Origin of the sequence: Providencia sp. PROV048 (assembly GCF_033688165.1) — a bacterium.
In the GTDB taxonomy this organism is placed as follows: Bacteria; Pseudomonadota; Gammaproteobacteria; order Enterobacterales; family Enterobacteriaceae; genus Providencia; species Providencia hangzhouensis.
In genome coordinates this window covers 1,564,384-1,586,619 of record NZ_CP096360.1, presented here as the reverse complement: position 1 = coordinate 1,586,619, position 22,236 = coordinate 1,564,384, and the positions used below count along the sequence as shown (strand labels likewise).

Here is a 22,236-nt window from a genome sequence, read left to right as displayed (position 1 = left end):
CTAAAATTTACCATATTAGCGCTTTTGTTCTTTTTTTTGGGCTCTACGCAGCTTAAAAAAAGCACTCAGCATTGAAGAACATTGCTGTTCTAGAACACCACCAGTAACATCCACATAATGATTTAACCCTGCTTGCCCCATGATATCTAGGTAAGAACCACAAGCTCCAGTTTTAAAGTCCTTAGCACCATAAACTACACGGCTAATACGGCTGTGGATCATTGCACCTGCACACATAATACAAGGCTCTAACGTGACATATAAGGTGGTATCTAATAACCGATAATTTGATAGCTCTTGCCCTGCTTGTTGCAAAGCCATAATCTCAGCATGTGCAGTCGGATTGTGGTCAATAATAGAACGATTCCACCCCGAGGCAACCAAATGGTTATCTTTCACTAAGACCGCACCGACAGGAATTTCGCCAAGATCTTGTGCTTTTAGCGCAAGTTCAATGGCTTGTTGCATCCAATACTCATCAATTTCTATTTGTGTCACTCTTACCTCTAACCAATGCGTTTACACGTGATTATCCTTAAATGTTAGAATGACCGCAATTAAAATGCTTTTGCCTTTATAATAACAACCTAATTTTAATTGCTAAAAATCGCTAATTTAGCTGCAAAACCCATAAAGAAAGCGCCTACCGTACAATTTCCAAGTTTTGCAAGGAGCTGCTTTTCACGTAAAAAACGAGCTATCAAGTAACCACTAAAAATCAATAAGCTTAAGTATAAAAAACTGACTAATTCTAAGATCGTCGCGAGTACAAGATAAGGCACCCATGCATGAGAGTAATTAAAATCAACAAATTGTATAAAGAAAGAAATATAAAATAGAATTGCTTTCGGGTTTGTTAAGCTCAGCACTAAGGCTCGAGTAAAATGGTTTTCTGTTTTAGTTTTAATTGAAATAGTGTCAGTGCCGTCTTGATTCGACTTCTTATGCATAAATGTGCTATATAAAATCTTACAACCTAAATATAGTAAATAAGCAGCCCCTAAATAGCGCACTATCATAAATAATGTTGGAGAAGCTTTGATTACCGAAGCTACACCAATGAATGACAGGAAAATTAATATCCCATCCCCAGTAAATACCCCTAGAGCAGCCCGATAACCAAACCGAGCCCCACTCGAAGTGCTTGTTTTTAATACATATAATGAATTAGGCCCTGGCACGATAATGATTAAAACAAGCCCAGCTAGGTAAGTCCAAAAGTTAAGAACACCAAGATTTTCGAACATATTTTCAACCCTTTATCTTTTTTATTATTTTTATCACAACTTTCAATCTTTGTGAATATTTATTCTATTTATTAGATATATGAAATGAACTAATAATAAAGATTATTTTAAATCTAACTTATTTATTTATGATAACTAGGCAATCAAATTATTATTCATTATTAATAGTAAAAGGAATAAATATATGGCTATCATTAGAAGATTGGTACAAGACGGTTCATTTGAAGAGTTTTATCCAACAACAATGACATTCAATGCCGCAAAGCGTAATTATTTTTTAGGCCATTCAAAAGATAAAACTTACGTTGTCTATGCCATGGCTGATAACGGTAAAATTGAACCAAATGCTCCTGCGCAAAAAGGAAAATTAAGATCCTACCTTGGTAATATTCAAGCATTTTATGATACAGTAGATAATAAACAATACTTATATGGATATAATTTAAGCGAGAAAATCGTCGAATTATATGAAATTGACGATAAAGCTGGCATAAAACTACTCTATGTTGATGAATTTACTGTTGGAAGTACAATTCAATCGGCAACTCTATTTATCGCCAATGGCCTTATCCATATATTCAGTCAAGCTGAAAAAGATAAAAGCTGGAAAACCCATAGCTATAGCATCATATAATACCTTCCTTATATTACGTATATTTTATGACACCTTAAATTAGTCACAAGGGGTATTAATTTGCCCCTTATTTAAATAATCAACTTTAAAATCATATTTTAATAAAGAAAGAAAAGCGGTATAAGATCATCAACATTAAAACTTCACCACACTATTAACATTAGGTCTATTTAAATAAATAATCTTATCTTTCACCCTAGTTTCGATTATTTAGCATAGGTATATTTACATTCTTATCTTAATTCACTTTATTATTACATTCTAGTTTACTGATTATTTAAAAATAGAAAATAACGATCCAGATGTGAATACAATAACAGAAAAGGATACCAATATTCTGGTATAGCAAAAAATTGAACACTAAAAACACAAATTTATCATTTAAATGATGTAAAACATCTACACTATGATTTGTTGTTACTTTTTTCAGGCTTTGCAGGTAAAATACATGGCATAAAAATATAAAAACCAAACGAAAGTAACGAATAGGTGCAAGGTATAAGTTACTAGTTTTTAACTTAATACAATGTAAATCACTGATATGTCTTTATTAATTACAAAACGCTGTATCAATTGCGATATGTGTGAACCCGAATGCCCAAATGATGCAATATTTATGGGTGACGAAATTTACGAAATTGACTCAACACTATGTACTGAATGTGTAGGCCATTACGACAAACCTACTTGCCAGTCCGTTTGCCCAATTACTAATACAATCATCACAGATCCTCAACATATCGAAACTGAAGAACAGCTTTGGGATAAGTTTGTTGCAATTCATCACGCCGATAAAATTTAGGTTTAACTTCACTTATATCCAATTATTTATCTAGTTATCCTTAAATGCTGCCAGTGATTTTTACTGGCAGCTCGGTATTACATTGATTCAAGAAATACTTTCTATGATAACTGTAGCAGATGCATAGTGACGTTCATCGGTAATAGAAACATGGTAATGCGTAACTTTTAACCGATTCGCCAGCTCCAATGCCTCCCCAGTTAAACTTAATAATGGTTTCCCCAATTTGTCATTGGTTACTTCAAATTGGTTAAAGGCCAAACCATTACGGATCCCTGTTCCTAATGCTTTTGCTGCCGCTTCTTTAACTGCAAAGCGTTTTGCTAAAAAACGAGCTGGCTTTGATTGCTGTTGATATTGGGCTAATTCATTCTCAGTTAGAATTCTTTTCGCCAGACTATCACCGGTTCGTTCAAGCACCGACTCAATTCGAGCAATCTCAACAATATCCGTTCCTAATCCAACAATGGCCATTATTTACGTGCTTCTAATAAGATTTTTTTCATGTCAGTAACCGCTTGAGCTAACCCACTAAACAAAGCACGGCCAATAATTGCATGGCCAATATTAAGCTCATAAATTTCAGGTAACTGTGCAATACGTTGAACGTTATGGTATGTCAAACCATGACCCGCATTAACTTTAATACCTTTACTCGCCGCATATACGGCACCATCACGAATACGGCGAAATTCTAACTCTTGCTCTTGTTCTGATTTAGCATCAGCATAAGCCCCTGTGTGAATTTCAATAAATGGTGCACCACACTCTTGCGCAGCATCAATTTGTGCGTGGTCTGCATCAATAAACAATGAAACTAAAATACCCGCTTCTGTGAGGCGTTTTACAGCATCAGCCACTTTCTGTTTTTGGCCCGCAACATCTAAACCACCTTCAGTGGTTACCTCTTCACGCTTTTCTGGCACTAAACAGCAGAAAGTAGGTTTGATGCGGCACGCAATTTCAACCATTTCATCGGTTACCGCCATTTCAAGATTCATACGTGTTTGAATAGTTTCATTCAACAGAGTGATATCTCTATCTGTAATATGGCGTCGATCTTCGCGTAAATGCACTGTAATGCCATCAGCGCCTGCTTGCTCCGCAACAAATGCAGCTTGTACAGGGTCTGGATATTGAGTTCCTCTTGCATTTCTAACCGTTGCAATATGGTCGATATTTACGCCTAACAAAAGCTCTGCCATTTTTTATTCCCCATTAATAAACACTAACAAACTCATCTACCTACTATCCTACTGTAATTTTCTCCTTTGAGGGAATAAATCTCTCACCATTCGAAGCAAATTCCAATCTGTATATCCTGTTTCAGTATTTGTATTTTATTTTTGCGAAGCGCTTCGTAAGATTTTGTACCAGTGAAATAAATGTATTGTCTGAAAGAGCCAGTTCCGCTAAAAAGACACATGAGAAAAGGATATATTGTAGTAATCGAGGTGTAACAAACTAGATAAAAAATAAAATGAAAAACAATTTTAGCTCTGTTTGTTATGTGTAACTGGCGAGTAAGTAAACTGTCGAAATAATTCTCTGCTTTTTAAAGGTTTACCGCCTAAATATGGTTTTAAAGCAAGTCGGGTAAAACGTTTTGCTGCTTTGAGCGTATCTGCGTCAGGAAATTCTCGACTCGCCAATGACTTAAGTTGTTTACCCGTAAAACTAAGCTGGTCAACAACCAAGCTACCAATAAACCCTTTTTCTTCTCTATACCGGTAAGTCATTGTGTCAGAAACGGGCTCTCCGCTGCCAGCGCAATGTAAAAAATCAACACCATAACCAAGGTAAGAAAGCAGAGCCAATTCAAACCGACGCAATGCAAATTCAGGGGTGTGCTCACTTGCGGCAAGGATCTGTAAGCATGAAAGGTAATCAAAAAATAGTGAGGAATATGGTGTACCAAATTCTAATACACGTGCGGTTAATTCATTAAGGTATAAACCACTATATAGAACGGTTCCCGTTAAAGGGAGAGCCAAAGACACAGGGTCGGCATTGATTAAGGTTTTGATTTCACCTTTGCCCCCCCAACGGATTAACAAAGGTGTGAAGGGCTGTAAACAGCCCCTTAATGGTGAACGATTACGGCGAGCGCCTTTTGCAAGTAAGCGTATTTTTCCTTCGCCTTCAGTAAAAAAATCGAGCAATAAACTCGTTTCACTGTAAGGCCTTGAATGGAGTACAAACGCACGCTGCCAACCACTCACTTTGCCACCTACTATTTTAGGTCGTCAACATAACCCAGGCTACGTAATGCTCTTTCGTCATCAGCCCAGCCAGATTTAACTTTAACCCAAAGCTCAAGGTGCACCTTGTTATCAAACATTCTTTCCATATCGATACGCGCTTCGGTACCGATGGTTTTCAGTTTGCTACCTTTGTTACCAATAACCATTTTCTTTTGGCCTTCACGCTCAACAAGAATCAAGCCATTGATATGGTAAATACCCGCTTCTGTTACCTTAAATTGTTCAATTTCAACCGTCACCGAATATGGTAGCTCATCACCTAAGAAACGCATGAGCTTTTCACGGATAATCTCAGATGCCATAAAACGCTGAGAACGGTCAGTAATATAGTCTTCAGGAAAATGATGAATAGCTTCAGGTATATGTTGTTTAACAATTTTAGCAATTGTATCCACACCAGTACCTTTTTCTGCACTGATAGGAACAACATCTAAAAAATTCATTTTCTGACTGATCATACTGATATGTGGCAACAGTATGGTTTTATCAGTCACATTATCAATTTTGTTAATTGCCAATATAACAGGGCAACGCAAGCTAGATAACTTAGTCAGTACCATTTCATCATCAGCGGTCCAATTAGTTCCTTCAACAACAAAAATAACTAATTCAACATCACCAATTGAACTGGATGCAGCGCGATTCATTAAACGGTTAATTGCACGTTTTTCTTCAATATGAAGTCCTGGGGTATCAACATAAATAATTTGGTAATTATCTTCTGTGTGGATCCCCATAATACGATGGCGAGTCGTCTGTGGCTTTCTCGAAGTAATCGAAACTTTTTGCCCCAGTAATTGATTCAATAATGTCGATTTACCGACATTTGGCCGTCCAACTATGGCAACAAAACCACAGTGGGATTGTAATTCACTCATTCAAGCTCCAAAATTTTCAATGCTTGCTCTGCTGCTGCTTGCTCCGCTTTACGACGGCTTGAGCCAACGCCATTAATCGGTTGGTCAATACCACTGACTTGGCAGTGGATCGTAAATTCTTGATCGTGAGCTTCACCTTTGACCTGAACAACCAAATAATTAGGTAGTGGTAAATGGCGCCCTTGCAGATATTCTTGTAACCTTGTTTTCGGGTCTTTTTGCTTATCACCCGGACTGATCTCAACCAGTCTACTTTGATACCAATCTAAAATAATTCTTTCGATCGTTTGGATATCACTATCTAAAAAAATACCACCGATCAGTGCTTCAACAGTATCAGCAAGGATAGATTCGCGACGAAAACCACCACTTTTTAATTCCCCCGGTCCTAAACGTAAACATTCACCGAGTTCAAATTCGCGTGCGATTTCTGCTAATGTATTTCCGCGTACAAGCGTTGCTCGCATACGACTCATATCCCCCTCGTCTACCTTTGGAAAACGGTGGTATAAGTCATTTGCAATCACAAAACTCAAAATCGAGTCACCTAAAAATTCTAGGCGTTCATTATGTTTGCTGCTTGCACTTCTATGTGTCAATGCTTGGATTAATAACTCGTTCTGTTTGAATTGATAACCAAGCTTACGTTGTAATCTTTCTATTAAAGAGGGGTTCATGTGCGCCCAACCATTTTTATTTGATAAAAAAGCACACGCAACAGACCTGTAAAATTCACCATTTTACAAAACTGTTGCGTTTGCACTGACTCCTTATGCTTCCATATATTTTACAGCTCAGTGAAACTAATTATAAAAATCCATTAGTTACAATAAGTTAAAATGGGAGAGTTAATAATTGGGGAGCCAATAATATTAATTAATCTATATTGTACACTGGGTAAAACAATAATGCTTCGGATAATACGGGTTTTCAAACGAAAACCCGTATTTGTAGCATTTAGCTAGACCCACTAACCAAATTATAGTGGACCAATTCGACTAAAGCGAATACCTGTCGGCCATTCATTTTCTTGCTTATCAAGACTTAACCAAATAAATACCGCGCGACCAACTAAATTCTCTTCCGGCACAAAGCCCCACATACGACTGTCAGAGCTATTATCCCTGTTGTCACCCATCATAAAGTAGTGCTTTTCAGGAACAATCCATTCATTCTTCGGCATACCTGGTTGCAAATATTTTGCTTCCGTAATTGCTTGACGAATAATCAAAATTTGATGCTCAACCGTATCCAATTTTTCACTACGTTCGTATTGACGCAATGCATTTCTTGGTAGAGGTTGGTCTAATGGAATTTCATAATTGCCCTTTTGGTTATCAACAACAGAACCGATATCAAGGAACATTGTCCATTCACTCGGCGCCAGAGGACCATAAACAATAGGTAAGGTCTCTGTACATTTGTTATCTGCACAATTAGGGTAAATTGTGAGTTCCTTTGCATCTGGGTTATAAATAATTTTATCACCCGGCATTCCAATAACTCGTTTTACAAAATCAACATTAGGATCTTTAGGGTATTTAAAAACTGCGATATCACCACGTTTCGGTTTACCTGTTTCGATTAATGTCGTTTGTGTGATTGGATCTTTCAAACCATAAGCAAATTTCTCAACCAACATAAAATCGCCAACTAACAACGTTGGCATCATTGACCCTGAAGGTATTTGAAATGGCTCATAAATAAATGAACGCACAATCAGTACAATCGCTAACACAGGGAAAATAGACGACCCTGTTTCAAGCCAAGATGGACGGCGGACAGCATTCGCCATATCCGCCTCACTCACTGCGCCATTTGTTGCATCCTGTAACTGTTTAAGTTTTGCTTTACGCGCAGGTGCAAATTTAAACTTGTCTAAACACCATATAATCCCAGTGATTAATGTTGCCAGTGTTAGGATCAAGGCAAAGGTGTTAGCCATTGAGACTCCTTGTAAACTTAGTCTTTACCAACATGCAATATAGCAAGGAACGCTTCTTGTGGTAGCTCAACGTTACCAACTTGCTTCATGCGTTTCTTACCATCCTTTTGCTTCTGTAACAGTTTTTTCTTACGGCTAACGTCACCGCCATAACACTTAGCAAGTACGTTTTTACGCAGTTGTTTAACTGTAGAACGAGCAATAATGTGGTTACCGATCGCAGCTTGAATCGCAATATCGAACTGCTGACGCGGGATCAACTCTTTCATTTTTTCAACCAGTTCACGGCCGCGATATTGAGAATTCGCACGGTGAGTGATCAAGGCCAAAGCATCTACACGCTCATTGTTGATAAGAACATCAACACGCACCATGTCTGATGCTTGGAAACGTTTAAATGCATAATCTAAAGATGCATACCCACGAGACGTTGATTTTAAGCGGTCGAAGAAATCCAATACCACTTCTGCCATTGGGATTTCATAAGTCAACGATACTTGATTACCATGATAGACCATATTGGTCTGAACGCCACGTTTCTCAATACAAAGTGTAATAACGTTACCTAAATATTCTTTAGGCATCAGCATATGACACTCTGCGATTGGTTCGCGTAATTCTTCAATATTGTTCAATGCCGGTAGCTTAGATGGGCTATCGACATACACGATATCACCATTGGTCTGCTGCACTTCATACACTACAGTTGGCGCAGTGGTAATCAAATCAAGGTCATATTCACGTTCTAAACGTTCTTGAATGATTTCCATGTGCAGTAAGCCAAGGAAACCACAACGGAAACCGAAACCTAGCGCAGTAGAAGTTTCTGGCTCATAAAATAAAGACGCGTCATTTAGACTTAACTTACCTAGTGCATCACGGAATGATTCATAGTCATCAGAACTGACTGGGAATAAACCAGCGTAAACCTGTGGTTTAACCTTTTTAAAACCAGGTAATGCTTTATCCGCTGGATTACGAGCCCCTGTTAGCGTATCCCCAACTGGGGCACCAGTGATGTCTTTAATTGCACAAACTAACCAGCCCACTTCACCGCAACTCAAAACATCACGGTCGATTTGCTTAGGTGTGAAAATACCGAGGCGATCTGCATTATATACTTGCCCGGTGCTCATCACTTTAATTTTATCGCCTTTTCTCAATGTTCCGTTTTTAATACGGATCAATGAAACAACGCCTAAATAGTTATCAAACCACGAGTCAATAATAAGTGCTTGCAAAGGCGCATCCGCATCCCCAATCGGAGGTGGGATCTCTTTAACAAGGCGTTCAATCACATCTTGAACACCAATACCTGTTTTTGCAGAGCAGCGAACTGCATCATGCGCGTCAAGGCCAACAATATCTTCTATTTCATCAGCAACACGCTCAGGATCTGCAGCGGGTAAATCAATTTTATTTAAAACCGGAACCACTTCTAAATCCATTTCGATAGCGGTATAGCAGTTTGCCAAGGTTTGAGCCTCAACGCCTTGCCCTGCATCAACCACCAGCAAAGCACCTTCACAGGCTGCTAATGAACGAGATACTTCATAAGAGAAGTCTACGTGACCCGGGGTGTCAATGAAGTTTAATTGGTAAGTTTCACCATCTGACGCCTTATAATCAAGCGTCACGCTCTGTGCTTTAATAGTGATCCCACGCTCACGCTCTAAGTCCATCGAGTCTAAAACTTGTGCCGCCATTTCGCGGTCGGTTAAGCCACCACAAATTTGAATAATGCGATCTGACAAGGTCGACTTACCATGGTCGATATGAGCAATGATGGAAAAGTTTCTTATATTATTGATTTTCAAGGTAATATCTTCTTTTAAATTGCCTTACAAAATCAGCTTTGTGCAAGTATCGCGACAAAACTAAAATGCTATGATTATCACAAGATTGTTAATTAGCAGCATTTTACATATAAGAACCCGCTAACACAAAGATTCAATGTAAAACAACTGTAAACCTGCATCAGGTTAATAGGTTAGTCGTCATAATTCATCATTAATACAAACCACATCAACCACGCTTATAGCCATAATCAATCTATTGTAATTTCTAACTCAAAACAGACAAAATATGTTAATGACTTTATTAGCCATAATACTATTTGTATGTTAATTAATTCTAATCCACAAAAAAGGGAAACATATGTTCCCCTTTCAATTGATAATATCAAATTAACCTTCTAACTCAACATATTGAAATTTAGCAATTAATTTGTACTGAAAGCTCGCTCGGAGGCAACCCTATCTGTAAAACAACAGGTTGAAAAGCTTCATCATCGCGCAAATTTGACGCTAGCCTACGCGCAACATAAAAACCAATAATACCACCAATTACACCTGAAATCGCTATCCAGAACTGCTCAAAATCAAACGCCTGCGCTAAGCCAGCAAAAATAAACAACCCCAAAATGGGTGTTAAGTAAACTAACAGCGCTGAGCGAATTAAACTCCCCTCAGGGATGCCCACTTCAATTTTCTGCCCTTCAACTAGTGGTTGTTCAATTGCGATTTCTAATTCATGTTCCGTATTTGGCCCAATTTTGCTTAAAGCATAAGAACCACAGGTTTTACGAGCACCGCAACTACCACAGCCGGATGAAGAACCATAGCGCAATAAAGCCCTACCGTTTTGCCAACGGACTACTGTTGCCCACTCTTTTACCATAATTTACTCCCGAAACTGAATACTACCTGCTACCACTTGTGCTGTTGCTAATGGTAATTCACCAATGATAGTGATGACATTTTGCTTTTGCGTCATTGTGTAAATAGTTCGACGCCCATTTTGAAGCGGTTGATCGAGTAACGGGCCTTTAGTCGATTTTGTCACATTTACAGAAAAGGTAAATAAACCATCACTAAACATTGCGGTTTCTACCACATCATCTTCAGCTAATTTTCGCGAAGAACGGGATATTTCTTCAAAACCAGGTGGTAACATGCCAACTTGCCACTTAAAGGAAGGATTTCCATTTTTAGGGGAAATCAATAATGGCGGCATATTCACTTTACTTAACGCAAGTAATGAATCCTTAACTGTTTGGCTATCTAGCACCGTCGAGATCACACGAAATTGTTCTAATGTTTGGCTATTATTATCGAGAAGGTCGATACGTAATGGCAATTTCGTTTCTTCATCGATCAATACTACATAGTTAAACCGAGAATTGTCTTTCGATATTATGCGAATTACTAATGCTGGCCTATCGCCAATGTGGGTCCGCCCTGCATCAATAAAATTATAATAAGGTTTAATCTGTTGATAATTAGCAAAAACTACTGATGGTAAATTATCAACTATATATTTACCATTTAAGCTGAATGCATCAAAACCAGGTTCAAAGTAACTGATGCTATTGCCTTTTTGAACAATTTCACGACGCGATGAATCCATTTGGATCATTTGTGAAACAGGTTCACCATTAATGATGGCATGGCGGTAACGTACAGGTGTTATTGATTGCGGACTGAATGTCATATAAGACATTTCGTAAGAGAGGTTCTGGGCAGCATTTCCCATTTCTTTAAAAAGAACATCGGCATCTAGTTCAGATGCCGAAGCTTGATTAGAAATAATCAGGCTGCCCGTCAGGCAGATGACGGATAACCATTTGTTCATTATTGCAATTTAACTCCTGCTGAAGACGCAGGTTTTACAGACTCTTGATATTGCTGGTTAAGCATCGAGCGTCTTTCAATTTCATACTGTTGCAGCATCGCATTAATACGTTGATTTTGTTGCTCAACTTGTTGAATTTGCTGCTCATTACCAAATAATTGATTATCTGAGATATTTAAGCTAACTGGCGCCCCGCTGCCAACAGGAATAGTATTAAACATTGGCTCATCAACCGGTGAGTCAACGGTATTACTTTGGTTGTATTGTTGAACCCCAACAATAACCGCCAAAGACACACAAGCTGCAACACCAATTTGAGTCAGCTGGCTCGCCCAAGGACGAATTTTACCCCAGAATGGGAAAGCCCCCCAAGTCGCAGGCTCTGGCTGCGATTCGACAACTACCTGAGGATTAATACGCACAGCTTCATTCTCTAATGCTGCCGCAACTTTACTTGCAATATCGAAGTGCATGACTTCATTAGTATCGTTACGCAGAGTATCACGAATAAGATGATAGCTCTCCCAACGTTGTTTTAACGTTGAATCACGTGAAATAGCGTTGACCAGTTCTAAGTCTAGTACTTCGCCATCCATCATTGCGGAAAGTTTCTCTCTTTGCATGCCCAATTACCTTCAGTTAATTGCATCACAATTATATTTAATTGACTGATTTAACAGACTAATACTGTTGAATCAGAGGCTGAACTTTATTATCAATCGCTTCCCTTGCCCTAAAAATACGAGAACGTACGGTGCCAACAGGGCAATCCATTATTTCTGCGATTTCTTCATAGCTCAAACCATCTAACTCGCGGAGAGTAATTGCCATTCTAAGATCTTCTGGCAGCGATTCGATGGTCCGGAAAACAACTTTCTTTAATTCATCAGACAACATTAAGTTCTCTGGGTTCGAAATTTCTTTTAAGGCACTCGCGGTTTCAAAGTTTTCTGCATCACTCGCTTCCAAGTCCGACGCAGGTGGGCGTCTATCTTGGGCAACTAAATAATTTTTAGCTGTATTTACCGCAATCCGATAAAGCCAAGTATAAAATGCGCTGTCACCACGAAACGAACCAATGGCGCGATAAGCTTTTATAAATGACTCCTGCGCAACGTCAGGCACATCTGCTTGCGGTACATAGCGGGATACTAGGCTTGCGACTTTATGCTGATATTTTATCACCAATAAGTTGAAAGCTTGTTGATCGCCTTTTTGTACCTTTTCAACCAAAATCTGGTCGGTCAGTTGCTCGCTCATTCCAGGAAGTATCTCCCGAATTCAGGCCGATAATATGTTAACTTGATCATGTTCTCCCTTCCTAAAGCAAGCACTACTTTGAGTAGTAGAACTCGTTGAAGTTCAATTTAATCTAAAAAAATAGTCAAAAATTTACAAAACTGATAAAAAAATTACTGAGATGATCTTAAAGATCCTTATTAAAACAACTGCCTATAATATTCTTTCAGGCCTATAAGACAGCATACAGATTTTAGGCGCGAATGCGATAGCTATCACACTAAAAGCATTTGAATACGTAAATAGCGCTAGGTCAATATACTGTGCCTTAACAACCATCCACTCATAGCAATAGGACACTCGATAGGCTAACATAAAAAACTCAATACATACTATTATATACATGCAAACACTTATGAACGAATCCACACAGCATTACACTGATATTTTAATCATTGGGAGTGGTGTCGCAGGACTTTCAGCTGCCTTACGGCTCGCCCCTTTTCATCAAGTGACCATTCTCAGTAAAAGCAGCCTCAGCGAAGGGGCATCATATTACGCACAAGGTGGTATTGCCGCCGTTTTTGATGACACTGACAGCATCGAATCCCATGTAGAAGATACCCTAATTGCTGGTGCAGGTATCTGCCAGAAAGAAGCTGTTGAGTTTATTGCCTCCAATGCGAAACATTGCGTGCAATGGCTTATTGACCAAGGTGTTTTATTCGATACTGAAATTACCGAAAGCGGTGAAACACAGTATCATTTAACCCGTGAAGGTGGCCATAGTCATCGGCGGATCCTCCATCATGCTGATGCCACAGGAAAAGAAGTTGAAACCACGCTAGTTGACCTCGCTTTTGCCCACCCAAACATTCATATTAAAGAACGCTATAATGCCGTCGACCTTATCCTTTCTAATGAGGCTGAATCGCCACGAATTTTAGGCGCTTACGTATGGAATCGCCAAAAAGAGCAAGTTGAAACCATTCGAGCGAAAACGATTGTTCTAGCAACGGGCGGCGCGGCTAAAGTTTATCAATATACCACTAACCCTGATATTTCTTCTGGTGATGGTATCGCAATGGCGTGGCGGGCTGGCTGCCGTGTTGCTAACCTTGAATTTAATCAATTCCACCCAACGTGTTTATTTCACCCACAAGCACGCAATTTCTTATTAACTGAAGCATTACGTGGTGAGGGGGCTTACCTCAAGCGTCCTGATGGTAGCCGATTTATGCCAGATCACGACGATCGCGGTGAACTTGCCCCTCGCGATGTTGTTGCACGAGCTATTGACCATGAAATGAAACGCCTTGGTGCTGATTGCATGTATTTGGACATTAGCCATAAGCCTAGCGATTTCGTTAAAAACCATTTCCCGACTATTTATGCGAAATTGATGACTTTAGGGTTAGACCTCACTCAAGAGCCCATCCCTATCGTCCCAGCGGCCCATTACACATGCGGTGGTGTAATTGTCGATGAAACGGGTATGACTGATATCAAGAATCTCTATGCAATTGGCGAAGTGAGCTACACTGGCTTACATGGTGCAAACCGTATGGCATCCAATTCACTATTAGAATGCTTGGTATATGGTTGGGCGGCGGCAGAAAATATTAATAAAACGATTAAACAGATCGGCGAAATCCCCTATTTATCTGAATGGGATGAAAGCCGAGTACATAACTCAGATGAACAGGTTGTTATTCAACATAACTGGCATGAATTACGCTTATTTATGTGGGATTACATGGGAATTGTGAGAACCACAAAACGGCTTGAGCGCGCACTGCGTCGCATCCATCTATTGCAGCAAGAAATTCACGACTACTATGCAAATTTCCGCATTTCAAATAACTTACTTGAATTACGTAACCTAGTTCAAGTCGCTGAATTAATGGTTCGTTGTGCATTAGAACGCAAAGAAAGCCGTGGATTACATTACAACTTGGATTACCCAGAACCACTTCCTAATTCAGGCCCCACTATTTTAAAACCTGAATAACGTGAGCTAGGGCCGGCCTTTGAGCCGGCTTTAATATTTCACATAAAATGGCTGAATTAGTTTACGAAATTCATCGGTATACTCACCCTTTTCATCTTTGAGTGCCAGCGATGTCACTTGTGTTTGTATCTCTTGCAGTTGAATGCCCAATAGCATGCGATGGTAGACCGTTGTAGGTTTATCACTAACATTGACGCGAAAAGCGGTAAACCAACCTGAATTCTCAGCCATCTTCTGTATTTTTTCACCAACTTCATAGGGCAGCACTAAACAAAATAGTCCATGAGATGTAAGACAGGATTTTGCACTTTCGAGTAATACATCATGAGTTAATGTTGCGGTATATCTCGCTTGGTCTCGTTTTTCATCCCGACACGCAACCGCAGGTTCAAAGTAAGGTGGGTTACTAACAATCAAATCATATTGAAGCGATAACAACTGGCTGTAACTCACAATGTCTTGATTGATGACATGTAAACGATCCGCCCATGGGGATTCAATAAAATTTTCTTGTGCTTGCACTGCCGCGTCACTATCTAACTCGACGGCATCAACACATAACATTGCATTTCTTTGTGCTAGCATCAATGCTATTAGCCCACTACCGCTACCAATATCCAATACAGACTGAACACCGTCTACAGGAGCCCAAGCCCCCAATAGCACACCATCCGTCCCCACTTTCATCGCACATCGGTCATGAGCCACAAAAAACTGTTTAAACGTAAAACCGCCTTTACGGTAATTCTTTTTTTGCTTACACATGCAAACACTCTAATTGGCTAATACTTGTTCGAACATTCTCATACTAAGCAAATAAAAGTCATAATTTAACCTATTTGCTACAATATAATTCTCATAATATGAGAATTATATTTGAGACAAAAAAAATTTACTGATAAGTTCGAAAAAAAGGAGATGCCATGAACAGTATAAATAGAACCTTAGACATCTTGTCTTACATCACAACTTGCGCATCTCCAGTGACGCCACAGTCTATCTCATCAGCGTTAGAGATCCCATTATCAACCGTCTATCGTTTACTAACAATTCTCATAGATTGGGAATTTGTATCTCACGCAAAACAATATGGAACATACTGTGTTGGCTCGCAGAGTATCAAAAATCAAGAAAAATACTATCACCACAGTTTATTGATGAGCGCGTCTAAACAAGAACTGCAAACTTTAGCGAAAAAAACCCAAGAAACCGTGGCGATTATCACCTCAAATTTACGAGAGACCATTTGTGTCGACATGATTGAGAGTGAACAAGCGCTGCGCTGCTCTTTTATTATTGGCCGGGGCAATACTTTAGTTAAAGGAGCAAGTGCGAAAACATTGTTAGCTTTTCGTCATGAACTCTATCAAAACCAAGTACTTGAAGCTCATACAAAGCAGTTAACCACTGAACAACAAAAAATAAAGCTACAACAAGATTTACAACAGATACGCAAACAAGGTTACGGCATGTCTGTGAGTGAAATCGATGAAGGCGTACTGGGTGTTTCTGCACCGATTTTCAAAGGTAATGATGTGTTAGCTGTCGTTTCAGTTATGGCACCTGAATTTCGCTCTACACATCGCGTGGATGAATTTATCACGCACACCTGCCAAACAGCGCATAACATCACTAAATTAATTAACTTGGAGTAACTATGACACAACCTTTCCAATGGCAAGGGCGCACAGATGGTGAAACACAAGAACATTTGCGCATCCACCAAGTCATTAATAAACACACACCTGCCAAGTTTGCATTAATTGGTTTTGCTTCTGATGAGGGCGTTCGACGCAATAAAGGCCGCCAAGGTGCAAAAGCAGGCCCTGATGCAATTCGTCATCAACTGGCAGGGTTGCCTATTCATCAGCCGATTGCAATCAAAGATGCCGGTACAATTCGCTGTGATGATGACAATTTAGAAGCAGCACAGCGCCGTTTATCCGACCAACTTATCGTCCTCCTCGCTGATAACCAAAAACCGATTGTCCTTGGCGGCGGTCATGAAGTTGCATTTGCGAGCTTCCAGGGCCTGTTTGACTACGTTGAACAACATCAAGCGGGTAAAACGATTGGTATTATTAACTTTGATGCACATTTTGATTTGCGTGAAGCCCCTGTTGCCACTTCTGGCACTCCATTTTTACAATCTGCCATGTTGTGCCAGCAACACCAACGCTCTTTCAAATATTTATGTCTAGGTATCGCAGATCATGGCAATACAAAAGTATTATTCGATACCGCAGATACGCTAGGTTGCCAATATATCCGCGATAAAGAACTCGCTTATTCTAAGCTACCTCAAGCGATTGAAAAAATTAAAAAATTTATTGACGAAGTAGACTATTTATATGTCACCGTTGATTTAGATGTCTTTTCCGCCGCTATTGCACCGGGCGTTAGTGCACCAGCACCAAAAGGCATTTCTACTGAAATTTTTGATGAATTGTTTGCCATTATCAAGAGCAGCCAAAAAATTGCGGTTTTTGATATCGCAGAATGTAATCCTGAATTTGATATTGACAACCATACCGCCAAACTCGCGGCTTATTTGATATACCAATATTTATTCTAATAAACAACACAACAACTCGACTGATAAATACACTGTTTCTCACGCTGTTAAGATTATTAATTTTCAAACACCACAATAAAAATAGCTTTGAAGTTGATTATCAAACTAGCCGTAACACAATAACTTAATGGTTTTTAACTATTGAATTTCGCGTTACAGCTAGGCAGCAAGTGACGTTATCCCTAGGAGCATACAAAAGTATGTGACTAGGGTGGAGCGCGGCCAACAACGCTGTAGCGCAATAACTTAATGGTTTTTAACTATTAAATTTCGCGTTACAGCTAGGCAGCAAGTGACGTTATCCCTAGGAGCATACAAAAGTATGTGACTAGGGTAACGGAGCGCGGCCAACAACGCTGTAGCGCAATAACTTAATGGTTTTTAACTATTGAATTTCGCGTTACAGCTAGGCGGCAAGTGACGTTATCCCTAGGAGCATACAAAAGTATGTGACTAGGGTAACGGAGCGCGGCCAACAACGCTGTAGCGCAATAACTTAATGGTTTTTAACTATTGAATTTCGCGTTACAGCTAGGCGGCAAGTGACGTTATCCCTAGGAGCATACAAAAGTATGTGACTAGGGTAACGGAGCGCGGCCAACAACGCTGTAGCGTGAAAGACAACAGTTAAAAAGGGAAAAATATGATTCTACACCTCGACACACTCTCCACCCTCTTCCTAACGGTGATCTGCTTACTCATGGGGATCCACTTGAAGAAACGTATCGAATGGCTACAGCGCTTTTGTATCCCTTCTCCCGTCATTGGCGGCTTTCTGGTTAGTTTGATTATTTGGGGGCTCAAATCATTTAATCTGGCCGAAATCAATTTTGATACCAGTTTACAAACCTTCTTAATGGTCGCTTTCTTTACCACTATTGGTATTGACGGCAGCTTCCGTATTTTAAAAAGTGGTGGTCGGTTACTCTTTATCTACCTGTTTATCTGCTGGTTTGTGGTTATTTTCCAAGACACCTTTGGTGCAGGCCTTGCTCATTTACTCGGTGTTGATCCCGTTATTGGTATCATGGCTGGTGGCGTTTCTCTTACTGGGGGACATGGTGGTGCAGCAGCCTTTGGTGGCATGGCTGAGGGCCTTGGCGTGCAATCCGCAACGGTTGCCGCAATTGCCGCAGCAACATTCGGCCTAATTACAGGAAGTTTACTTGGTGGTCCGATTGCAACATTCTTAATTAAGAAATTTAACGTGCAGATTAAAGCTGATGAAAATGTTGAGCGAGTTCAAGTTCCTGAAACCATTGCTGGAAAAATTGAATCCATCGATGCTCACGCCTTTTTAAAAATGCTAGCACTTGTTCTTGGAATTATGGTTATTGGTCAATTCGCTTCAGCGCAATTTACCAAAGCAACCGGGTTTTCTTTGCCGAGCTATGTTGGAGCAATGATCATTGCGATTGTTATTCGCAATATTAATGACCAAGTAGAATTATTCCGTATTAACCAAAAGTCGGTTGACCTTATCTCTGAAGTTTCGCTTGGCCTATTTTTGACTATGGCGATGATGTCATTGAAAATATGGGAGCTAAAAGCTGTTGCTTTGCCATTATTCACCATTCTATTGGCGCAAGTGATTATTTTAATTCTATTAGTTGTCTTTGTCATTTTCCGCTTATTAGGCAAAAACTACGATGCCGCAGTAATGTGTGCAGGCCTAATGGGGCACGGCTTAGGTGCGACGCCAAATGCAATGGCGAATATGTCCTCTGTTTGTGAACGTTACAAACAAGTGTCAATGAAAGCTTTCATGATTGTGCCACTCAGTGGTGCCGTGCTCATTGACTTAGTTGGTATTCCTTATCATACATGGTTAATTAATATACTTAGCTAAGTTAGATAAGCATATAAAGGAGGAAAAGCTCTTTCCTCCTTCAATTATTTATCTTCTCTATATTTCACTCACATACATTGATATATCGCTCCCTGTCCACAGTGAAAACAGTTACACTTGAGCAAAGCTGATTTTTTCAGGTGAACAATTTTGCTAACCTGTTTATAATCAGCGCCCCAAATAGAGGTATATCATGACTGCATCCACTTTTACTGAACTTGAACTTGATGAAAGCCTAATTGATGCGCTTTCAGATAAAGGCTATCAACGTCCAACCGCTATTCAAGCGGCAGCTATTCCTGCTGCAATGGATGGCCGCGATGTATTAGGTTCAGCCCCGACAGGTACAGGTAAAACAGCCGCGTTTTTACTACCTGCGATCCAACATTTACTTGATTTCCCTAGAAAGAAATCAGGGCCGCCTCGCGTTCTAGTTGTCACGCCAACTCGTGAATTAGCCATGCAGGTTGCTGACCAAGCAAAAGAATTATGTGCCCATAATCACCTCGATATTGCAACAATCACGGGTGGTGTTGCTTATATGAATCACGCTGAAGTTTTCAGCGAAAATCAAGATATTGTCGTCGCAACAACAGGCCGTCTACTCCAATATATTAAAGAAGAAAACTTTGACTGCCGAGCAGTTGAGATTTTGATCCTTGACGAAGCTGACCGCATGCTCGACATGGGCTTTGCCAATGACATAGAAACAATTGCAGGCGAAACACGCTGGCGCAAGCAAACTATGCTGTTTTCTGCCACTCTTGAAGGCGAAGCTATTCGTGACTTTGCTGAGCGTTTATTAGAAGACCCAATTGAAATTGACGCCGACCCTTCACGCCGTGAACGTAAAAAAATTCAGCAATTTCATTACCGTGCTGACACTCTAGAGCATAAAACAGCATTACTGTGCCATTTGTTAAAACAGGATGAAGTCACCAAAGCTATCGTATTTGTGCGTAAGCGTGAGCGTTTGCGCGAATTAGTCCAATGGTTACGTGAAGCAGGTATCGAACCTTGTTATCTTGAAGGTGAAATGCCACAGGCTAAGCGTAATGAAGCGGTACGTCGCCTAGTTGATGGCCAAGTTAAAGTACTCGTTGCAACAGATGTTGCTTCCCGTGGCTTAGATATCGAAAACGTTAGCCATGTTTTTAACTTTGACTTACCTAGAACTGCAGATGTGTATTTGCACCGTATTGGCCGTACCGGCCGAGCTGGACGTAAAGGAACCGCAATTTCCTTAGTCGAAGCGCATGACTTCCCATTATTGGGTAAAATTACTCGTTATATTGAAGAACCTATCAAAATTCGTGTGGTTGATTCTTTACGTCCAACAACTAAAGCCCCTTCAGAAGCGATGCTAAATAAGCCAAAACCGTCGAAGAAAGTGCTTGCTAAGCGTAAAGAAAAGAAAAAAGAAGAACAAGCCAAGAAAAAAGAAAAAGTACGCCATCGCGACAAGAAAAATATTGGGAAACGTCGTACTCCTGCTAGCCATTCCGTATCAATAGATAACGACAAAAGCTAGGCACTAAAAACGGGTTTAGGCCCGTTTTTTATTTAGCTCATCATTTGAAAAGCTTTATCTCGCATTTGTTTGCCTTCAGGCGTTAATAAATCATATTTAATAATATGGTTACCAAGTATATCCTTACAATCTAAGCCTTTATTATTTTTAATACGCCAATCAGCCCCATTCTCCAATAATAATGCGGCAACATCGAGAGCATGACTATTTAAAGCATCATGTAAAGGGGTATTCCCCAAACTATCCTTAATATTAACTGTTAATCCATTTTTTAATAACAGTTGTGACTGTACAAAACAACCATTTTGCGCCGCTAAATGTAAAATACTTTTTTGTTCTCTTGATTGAAACATTTTAATTGATTGGCCATAACGGGATTCAATTAAAATTTTCATAAATTGCCCATTAGCTGTTCTCACTGAGTGCTGAGCAAGAAAATTAATGTCGCAAGGTTTATGGTCTAATGATAAAAGTGCTGAAAACTCCGTTATATTTCCTTTTTTGATAGCACTTTCACAACATTCCTGCCAACTCATTTCCTGTTTTTCTTCTTTAGTTGGAAATATTTCTAGTGGTATTTCTTGTACCTTATTATATTCACCTGTGATTGCATTCCAATTATTCCATGGCTTATGTTTGCACATAACCCTAATAATTTTAAGCATTGAATGAGCAATAAAACTTCTTGTTAATAAACGGGTGGGTAACCAATTTTTCCAAGAGCTATGTTCGCTATAAGCCATTTTAATACAATTTCCCAACGCAGAAGGGATCGGTAAAGAGTTTTGTAATCCATCGAGCCAATCATATTGCACCGTGTAATAACGTATCAACCCTTCTTGTGCCATTTTTTCAGCAACGTGATAATCAATCCCAATATTATTAATAGTATTTTTTGCCAGCCCTGCAGGACTGAATGCGATACAGGGTGATTGACTCGCTAACGCCGCTATTGATGCCAATCCTCCACCTAATGAGTGCCCTGTACAAATTGTGTTTCCATTAACTGCATTGAATAAAACATTCATCAAACCAACAGCTTGAAAATATTGAGACTCATAAAAACCAAGGCCTTGACGAATATTACTGTAAAAATCGATAATATCGTTAGTACCAGCAAAACAAAGAATATATAAATCATTAAATCGACAGATATTAGCTTGAAAACCTGTTTGCTCGTCGTTTAATAGTTCTGCATTAACTCCGAGATCAAAAATCTCTTTATTACTTAATCTTTCAACACCCTGAATATTCCGCCAATTTTTATGATAAGCACCTTGCGCTAATAGAGCCAAAATATAGTCATTTTGTTGTGCATGACCTCCTAAGAAGTCTTCTCTTAATATCTCTTTAGGCCATAAATCTGTTATACAAGGTTTAATTTCTTGATGTTGGTGCTGCAAATAAATATTTAAGTTTTCTCTAACAAAAATATATTCATCTTTTTTTGATAATGTTTGTAGTGTTGGTAGTGACATGAATTCTCCCTAACAAGTGTATTTGTTGGAAGAATATTGAAATACAAATAACCAAGGTGGGAAATAATCAACTTTATTAGGAACAAATAAAAAGCCATTGGTAACAATGGCTTTAGAATTTATTATGCATTACTAGATGTAATTACATTT

The 22,236-nt window shown here is 39.4% G+C and carries 22 protein-coding genes; 7 read left to right on the top strand and 15 right to left on the bottom strand.

Annotated elements, in window-relative coordinates; genetic code table 11:
- Positions 1-15 precede the first annotated feature (15 nt).
- Positions 16-498 (bottom strand): tRNA adenosine(34) deaminase TadA, encoded by a 483-nt coding sequence (gene tadA, locus M1F26_RS06870; protein ID WP_004264969.1) that lies wholly within the window; start codon positions 496-498, stop codon positions 16-18.
- Positions 499-593: 95 nt separating this feature from the next.
- The gene (gene leuE, locus M1F26_RS06865; protein ID WP_140172294.1) at positions 594-1,247 is read right to left on the bottom strand and encodes a leucine efflux protein LeuE; all 654 of its coding nucleotides are present in this window, start codon (positions 1,245-1,247) and stop codon (positions 594-596) included.
- A 184-nt stretch (positions 1,248-1,431) separates the two neighbouring features.
- On the opposite strand from leuE, the gene M1F26_RS06860 reads away from it, so the two are divergent.
- Together M1F26_RS06860 and M1F26_RS06855 are read left to right on the top strand one after the other, a co-directional pair.
- Positions 1,432-1,881 (top strand): hypothetical protein, encoded by a 450-nt coding sequence (locus M1F26_RS06860; protein ID WP_004264971.1) that lies wholly within the window; start codon positions 1,432-1,434, stop codon positions 1,879-1,881.
- A gap of 541 nt (positions 1,882-2,422) precedes the next feature.
- Complete coding sequence (locus M1F26_RS06855; protein WP_036959019.1) at positions 2,423-2,683, top strand: YfhL family 4Fe-4S dicluster ferredoxin; 261 nt, start codon at positions 2,423-2,425, stop codon at positions 2,681-2,683.
- Positions 2,684-2,770: 87 nt separating this feature from the next.
- On the opposite strand, the gene acpS is transcribed toward M1F26_RS06855, so the two are convergent.
- The 11 genes from acpS to rpoE all read right to left on the bottom strand — a co-directional run bounded on the left by acpS (position 2,771) and on the right by rpoE (position 12,663).
- Positions 2,771-3,157, bottom strand: a complete 387-nt coding sequence (gene acpS, locus M1F26_RS06850; protein ID WP_140172293.1) for a holo-ACP synthase — start codon at positions 3,155-3,157, stop codon at positions 2,771-2,773.
- A complete protein-coding gene (gene pdxJ / locus M1F26_RS06845; protein ID WP_140172292.1) occupies positions 3,157-3,888 on the bottom strand; it encodes a pyridoxine 5'-phosphate synthase in 732 nt (243 codons plus the stop codon). The genes acpS and pdxJ overlap by 1 nt, the downstream gene beginning before the upstream one ends.
- Positions 3,889-4,176: 288 nt before the next feature.
- Entirely contained in the window at positions 4,177-4,905 is a 729-nt protein-coding gene (recO, locus tag M1F26_RS06840; RefSeq protein ID WP_140172291.1) for a DNA repair protein RecO, read from the bottom strand.
- A gap of 11 nt (positions 4,906-4,916) precedes the next feature.
- Positions 4,917-5,825, bottom strand: coding sequence for a GTPase Era (gene era / locus M1F26_RS06835; RefSeq protein ID WP_004264976.1), 909 nt, complete (start codon positions 5,823-5,825; stop codon positions 4,917-4,919).
- A complete protein-coding gene (gene rnc / locus M1F26_RS06830; RefSeq protein WP_004264978.1) occupies positions 5,822-6,502 on the bottom strand; it encodes a ribonuclease III in 681 nt (226 codons plus the stop codon). Before rnc ends, era begins: the two co-directional genes overlap by 4 nt.
- Positions 6,503-6,804: 302 nt before the next feature.
- Entirely contained in the window at positions 6,805-7,770 is a 966-nt protein-coding gene (lepB, locus tag M1F26_RS06825) for a signal peptidase I (protein WP_140172290.1), read from the bottom strand.
- A 17-nt stretch (positions 7,771-7,787) separates the two neighbouring features.
- Entirely contained in the window at positions 7,788-9,581 is a 1,794-nt protein-coding gene (lepA, locus tag M1F26_RS06820; RefSeq protein WP_036959062.1) for a translation elongation factor 4, read from the bottom strand.
- A gap of 403 nt (positions 9,582-9,984) precedes the next feature.
- Positions 9,985-10,449 (bottom strand): SoxR-reducing system protein RseC, encoded by a 465-nt coding sequence (rseC, locus tag M1F26_RS06815; protein WP_004264981.1) that lies wholly within the window; start codon positions 10,447-10,449, stop codon positions 9,985-9,987.
- A 3-nt stretch (positions 10,450-10,452) separates the two neighbouring features.
- Complete coding sequence (gene rseB, locus M1F26_RS06810; protein ID WP_004264982.1) at positions 10,453-11,403, bottom strand: sigma-E factor regulatory protein RseB; 951 nt, start codon at positions 11,401-11,403, stop codon at positions 10,453-10,455.
- The gene (rseA, locus tag M1F26_RS06805) at positions 11,403-12,026 is read right to left on the bottom strand and encodes an anti-sigma-E factor RseA (RefSeq protein WP_004264983.1); all 624 of its coding nucleotides are present in this window, start codon (positions 12,024-12,026) and stop codon (positions 11,403-11,405) included. Before rseA ends, rseB begins: the two co-directional genes overlap by 1 nt.
- A 58-nt stretch (positions 12,027-12,084) precedes the next feature.
- Complete coding sequence (gene rpoE, locus M1F26_RS06800) at positions 12,085-12,663, bottom strand: RNA polymerase sigma factor RpoE (protein WP_004912810.1); 579 nt, start codon at positions 12,661-12,663, stop codon at positions 12,085-12,087.
- Positions 12,664-13,057: 394 nt separating this feature from the next.
- Between rpoE and nadB the strand changes: the two genes are divergently transcribed.
- Positions 13,058-14,653: an L-aspartate oxidase gene (gene nadB, locus M1F26_RS06795; RefSeq protein ID WP_180359531.1), complete on the top strand. Its 1,596-nt coding sequence runs from the start codon at positions 13,058-13,060 to the stop codon at positions 14,651-14,653.
- 30 nt (positions 14,654-14,683) lie between these two features.
- On the opposite strand, the gene trmN is transcribed toward nadB, so the two are convergent.
- Positions 14,684-15,418, bottom strand: coding sequence for a tRNA(1)(Val) (adenine(37)-N(6))-methyltransferase TrmN (gene trmN / locus M1F26_RS06790; RefSeq protein ID WP_140172288.1), 735 nt, complete (start codon positions 15,416-15,418; stop codon positions 14,684-14,686).
- 158 nt (positions 15,419-15,576) lie between these two features.
- On the opposite strand from trmN, the gene M1F26_RS06785 reads away from it, so the two are divergent.
- From M1F26_RS06785 to srmB, 4 genes are all read left to right on the top strand, one after another.
- The gene (locus M1F26_RS06785; RefSeq protein WP_004912819.1) at positions 15,577-16,308 is read left to right on the top strand and encodes an IclR family transcriptional regulator; all 732 of its coding nucleotides are present in this window, start codon (positions 15,577-15,579) and stop codon (positions 16,306-16,308) included.
- Positions 16,309-16,310: 2 nt separating this feature from the next.
- A complete protein-coding gene (gene hutG, locus M1F26_RS06780) occupies positions 16,311-17,228 on the top strand; it encodes a formimidoylglutamase (protein ID WP_140172287.1) in 918 nt (305 codons plus the stop codon).
- A gap of 643 nt (positions 17,229-17,871) precedes the next feature.
- Positions 17,872-19,077 carry a sodium/glutamate symporter gene (gene gltS / locus M1F26_RS06775; protein WP_036959023.1) on the top strand — a complete coding sequence of 402 codons (1,206 nt, stop codon included), beginning with the start codon at positions 17,872-17,874 and terminating at the stop codon, positions 19,075-19,077.
- A 193-nt stretch (positions 19,078-19,270) separates the two neighbouring features.
- Complete coding sequence (gene srmB, locus M1F26_RS06770; RefSeq protein ID WP_140172286.1) at positions 19,271-20,608, top strand: ATP-dependent RNA helicase SrmB; 1,338 nt, start codon at positions 19,271-19,273, stop codon at positions 20,606-20,608.
- Positions 20,609-20,640: 32 nt separating this feature from the next.
- Here the strand turns inward: srmB and M1F26_RS06765 are convergent, their stop codons facing one another.
- Positions 20,641-22,086, bottom strand: coding sequence for an ankyrin repeat domain-containing protein (locus M1F26_RS06765; RefSeq protein WP_140172285.1), 1,446 nt, complete (start codon positions 22,084-22,086; stop codon positions 20,641-20,643).
- Positions 22,087-22,236 lie beyond the last annotated feature (150 nt).

What these genes read in the sequence shown, in the direction of transcription:
- leuE (WP_140172294.1), bottom strand. Translation starts at nt 1,247, where the DNA reads ATGTTCGAAAATCTTGGTGTTCTTAACTTTTGGACTTACCTAGCTGGG.
- M1F26_RS06860 (WP_004264971.1), top strand. Translation starts at nt 1,432, where the DNA reads ATGGCTATCATTAGAAGATTGGTACAAGACGGTTCATTTGAAGAGTTT.
- M1F26_RS06855 (WP_036959019.1), top strand. Translation starts at nt 2,423, where the DNA reads ATGTCTTTATTAATTACAAAACGCTGTATCAATTGCGATATGTGTGAA.
- acpS (WP_140172293.1), bottom strand. Translation starts at nt 3,157, where the DNA reads ATGGCCATTGTTGGATTAGGAACGGATATTGTTGAGATTGCTCGAATT.
- pdxJ (WP_140172292.1), bottom strand. Translation starts at nt 3,888, where the DNA reads ATGGCAGAGCTTTTGTTAGGCGTAAATATCGACCATATTGCAACGGTT.
- era (WP_004264976.1), bottom strand. Translation starts at nt 5,825, where the DNA reads ATGAGTGAATTACAATCCCACTGTGGTTTTGTTGCCATAGTTGGACGG.
- rnc (WP_004264978.1), bottom strand. Translation starts at nt 6,502, where the DNA reads ATGAACCCCTCTTTAATAGAAAGATTACAACGTAAGCTTGGTTATCAA.
- lepB (WP_140172290.1), bottom strand. Translation starts at nt 7,770, where the DNA reads ATGGCTAACACCTTTGCCTTGATCCTAACACTGGCAACATTAATCACT.
- rseC (WP_004264981.1), bottom strand. Translation starts at nt 10,449, where the DNA reads ATGGTAAAAGAGTGGGCAACAGTAGTCCGTTGGCAAAACGGTAGGGCT.
- rseB (WP_004264982.1), bottom strand. Translation starts at nt 11,403, where the DNA reads ATGAACAAATGGTTATCCGTCATCTGCCTGACGGGCAGCCTGATTATT.
- rseA (WP_004264983.1), bottom strand. Translation starts at nt 12,026, where the DNA reads ATGCAAAGAGAGAAACTTTCCGCAATGATGGATGGCGAAGTACTAGAC.
- rpoE (WP_004912810.1), bottom strand. Translation starts at nt 12,663, where the DNA reads ATGAGCGAGCAACTGACCGACCAGATTTTGGTTGAAAAGGTACAAAAA.
- nadB (WP_180359531.1), top strand. Translation starts at nt 13,058, where the DNA reads ATGAACGAATCCACACAGCATTACACTGATATTTTAATCATTGGGAGT.
- trmN (WP_140172288.1), bottom strand. Translation starts at nt 15,418, where the DNA reads ATGTGTAAGCAAAAAAAGAATTACCGTAAAGGCGGTTTTACGTTTAAA.
- M1F26_RS06785 (WP_004912819.1), top strand. Translation starts at nt 15,577, where the DNA reads ATGAACAGTATAAATAGAACCTTAGACATCTTGTCTTACATCACAACT.
- hutG (WP_140172287.1), top strand. Translation starts at nt 16,311, where the DNA reads ATGACACAACCTTTCCAATGGCAAGGGCGCACAGATGGTGAAACACAA.
- gltS (WP_036959023.1), top strand. Translation starts at nt 17,872, where the DNA reads ATGATTCTACACCTCGACACACTCTCCACCCTCTTCCTAACGGTGATC.
- srmB (WP_140172286.1), top strand. Translation starts at nt 19,271, where the DNA reads ATGACTGCATCCACTTTTACTGAACTTGAACTTGATGAAAGCCTAATT.
- M1F26_RS06765 (WP_140172285.1), bottom strand. Translation starts at nt 22,086, where the DNA reads ATGTCACTACCAACACTACAAACATTATCAAAAAAAGATGAATATATT.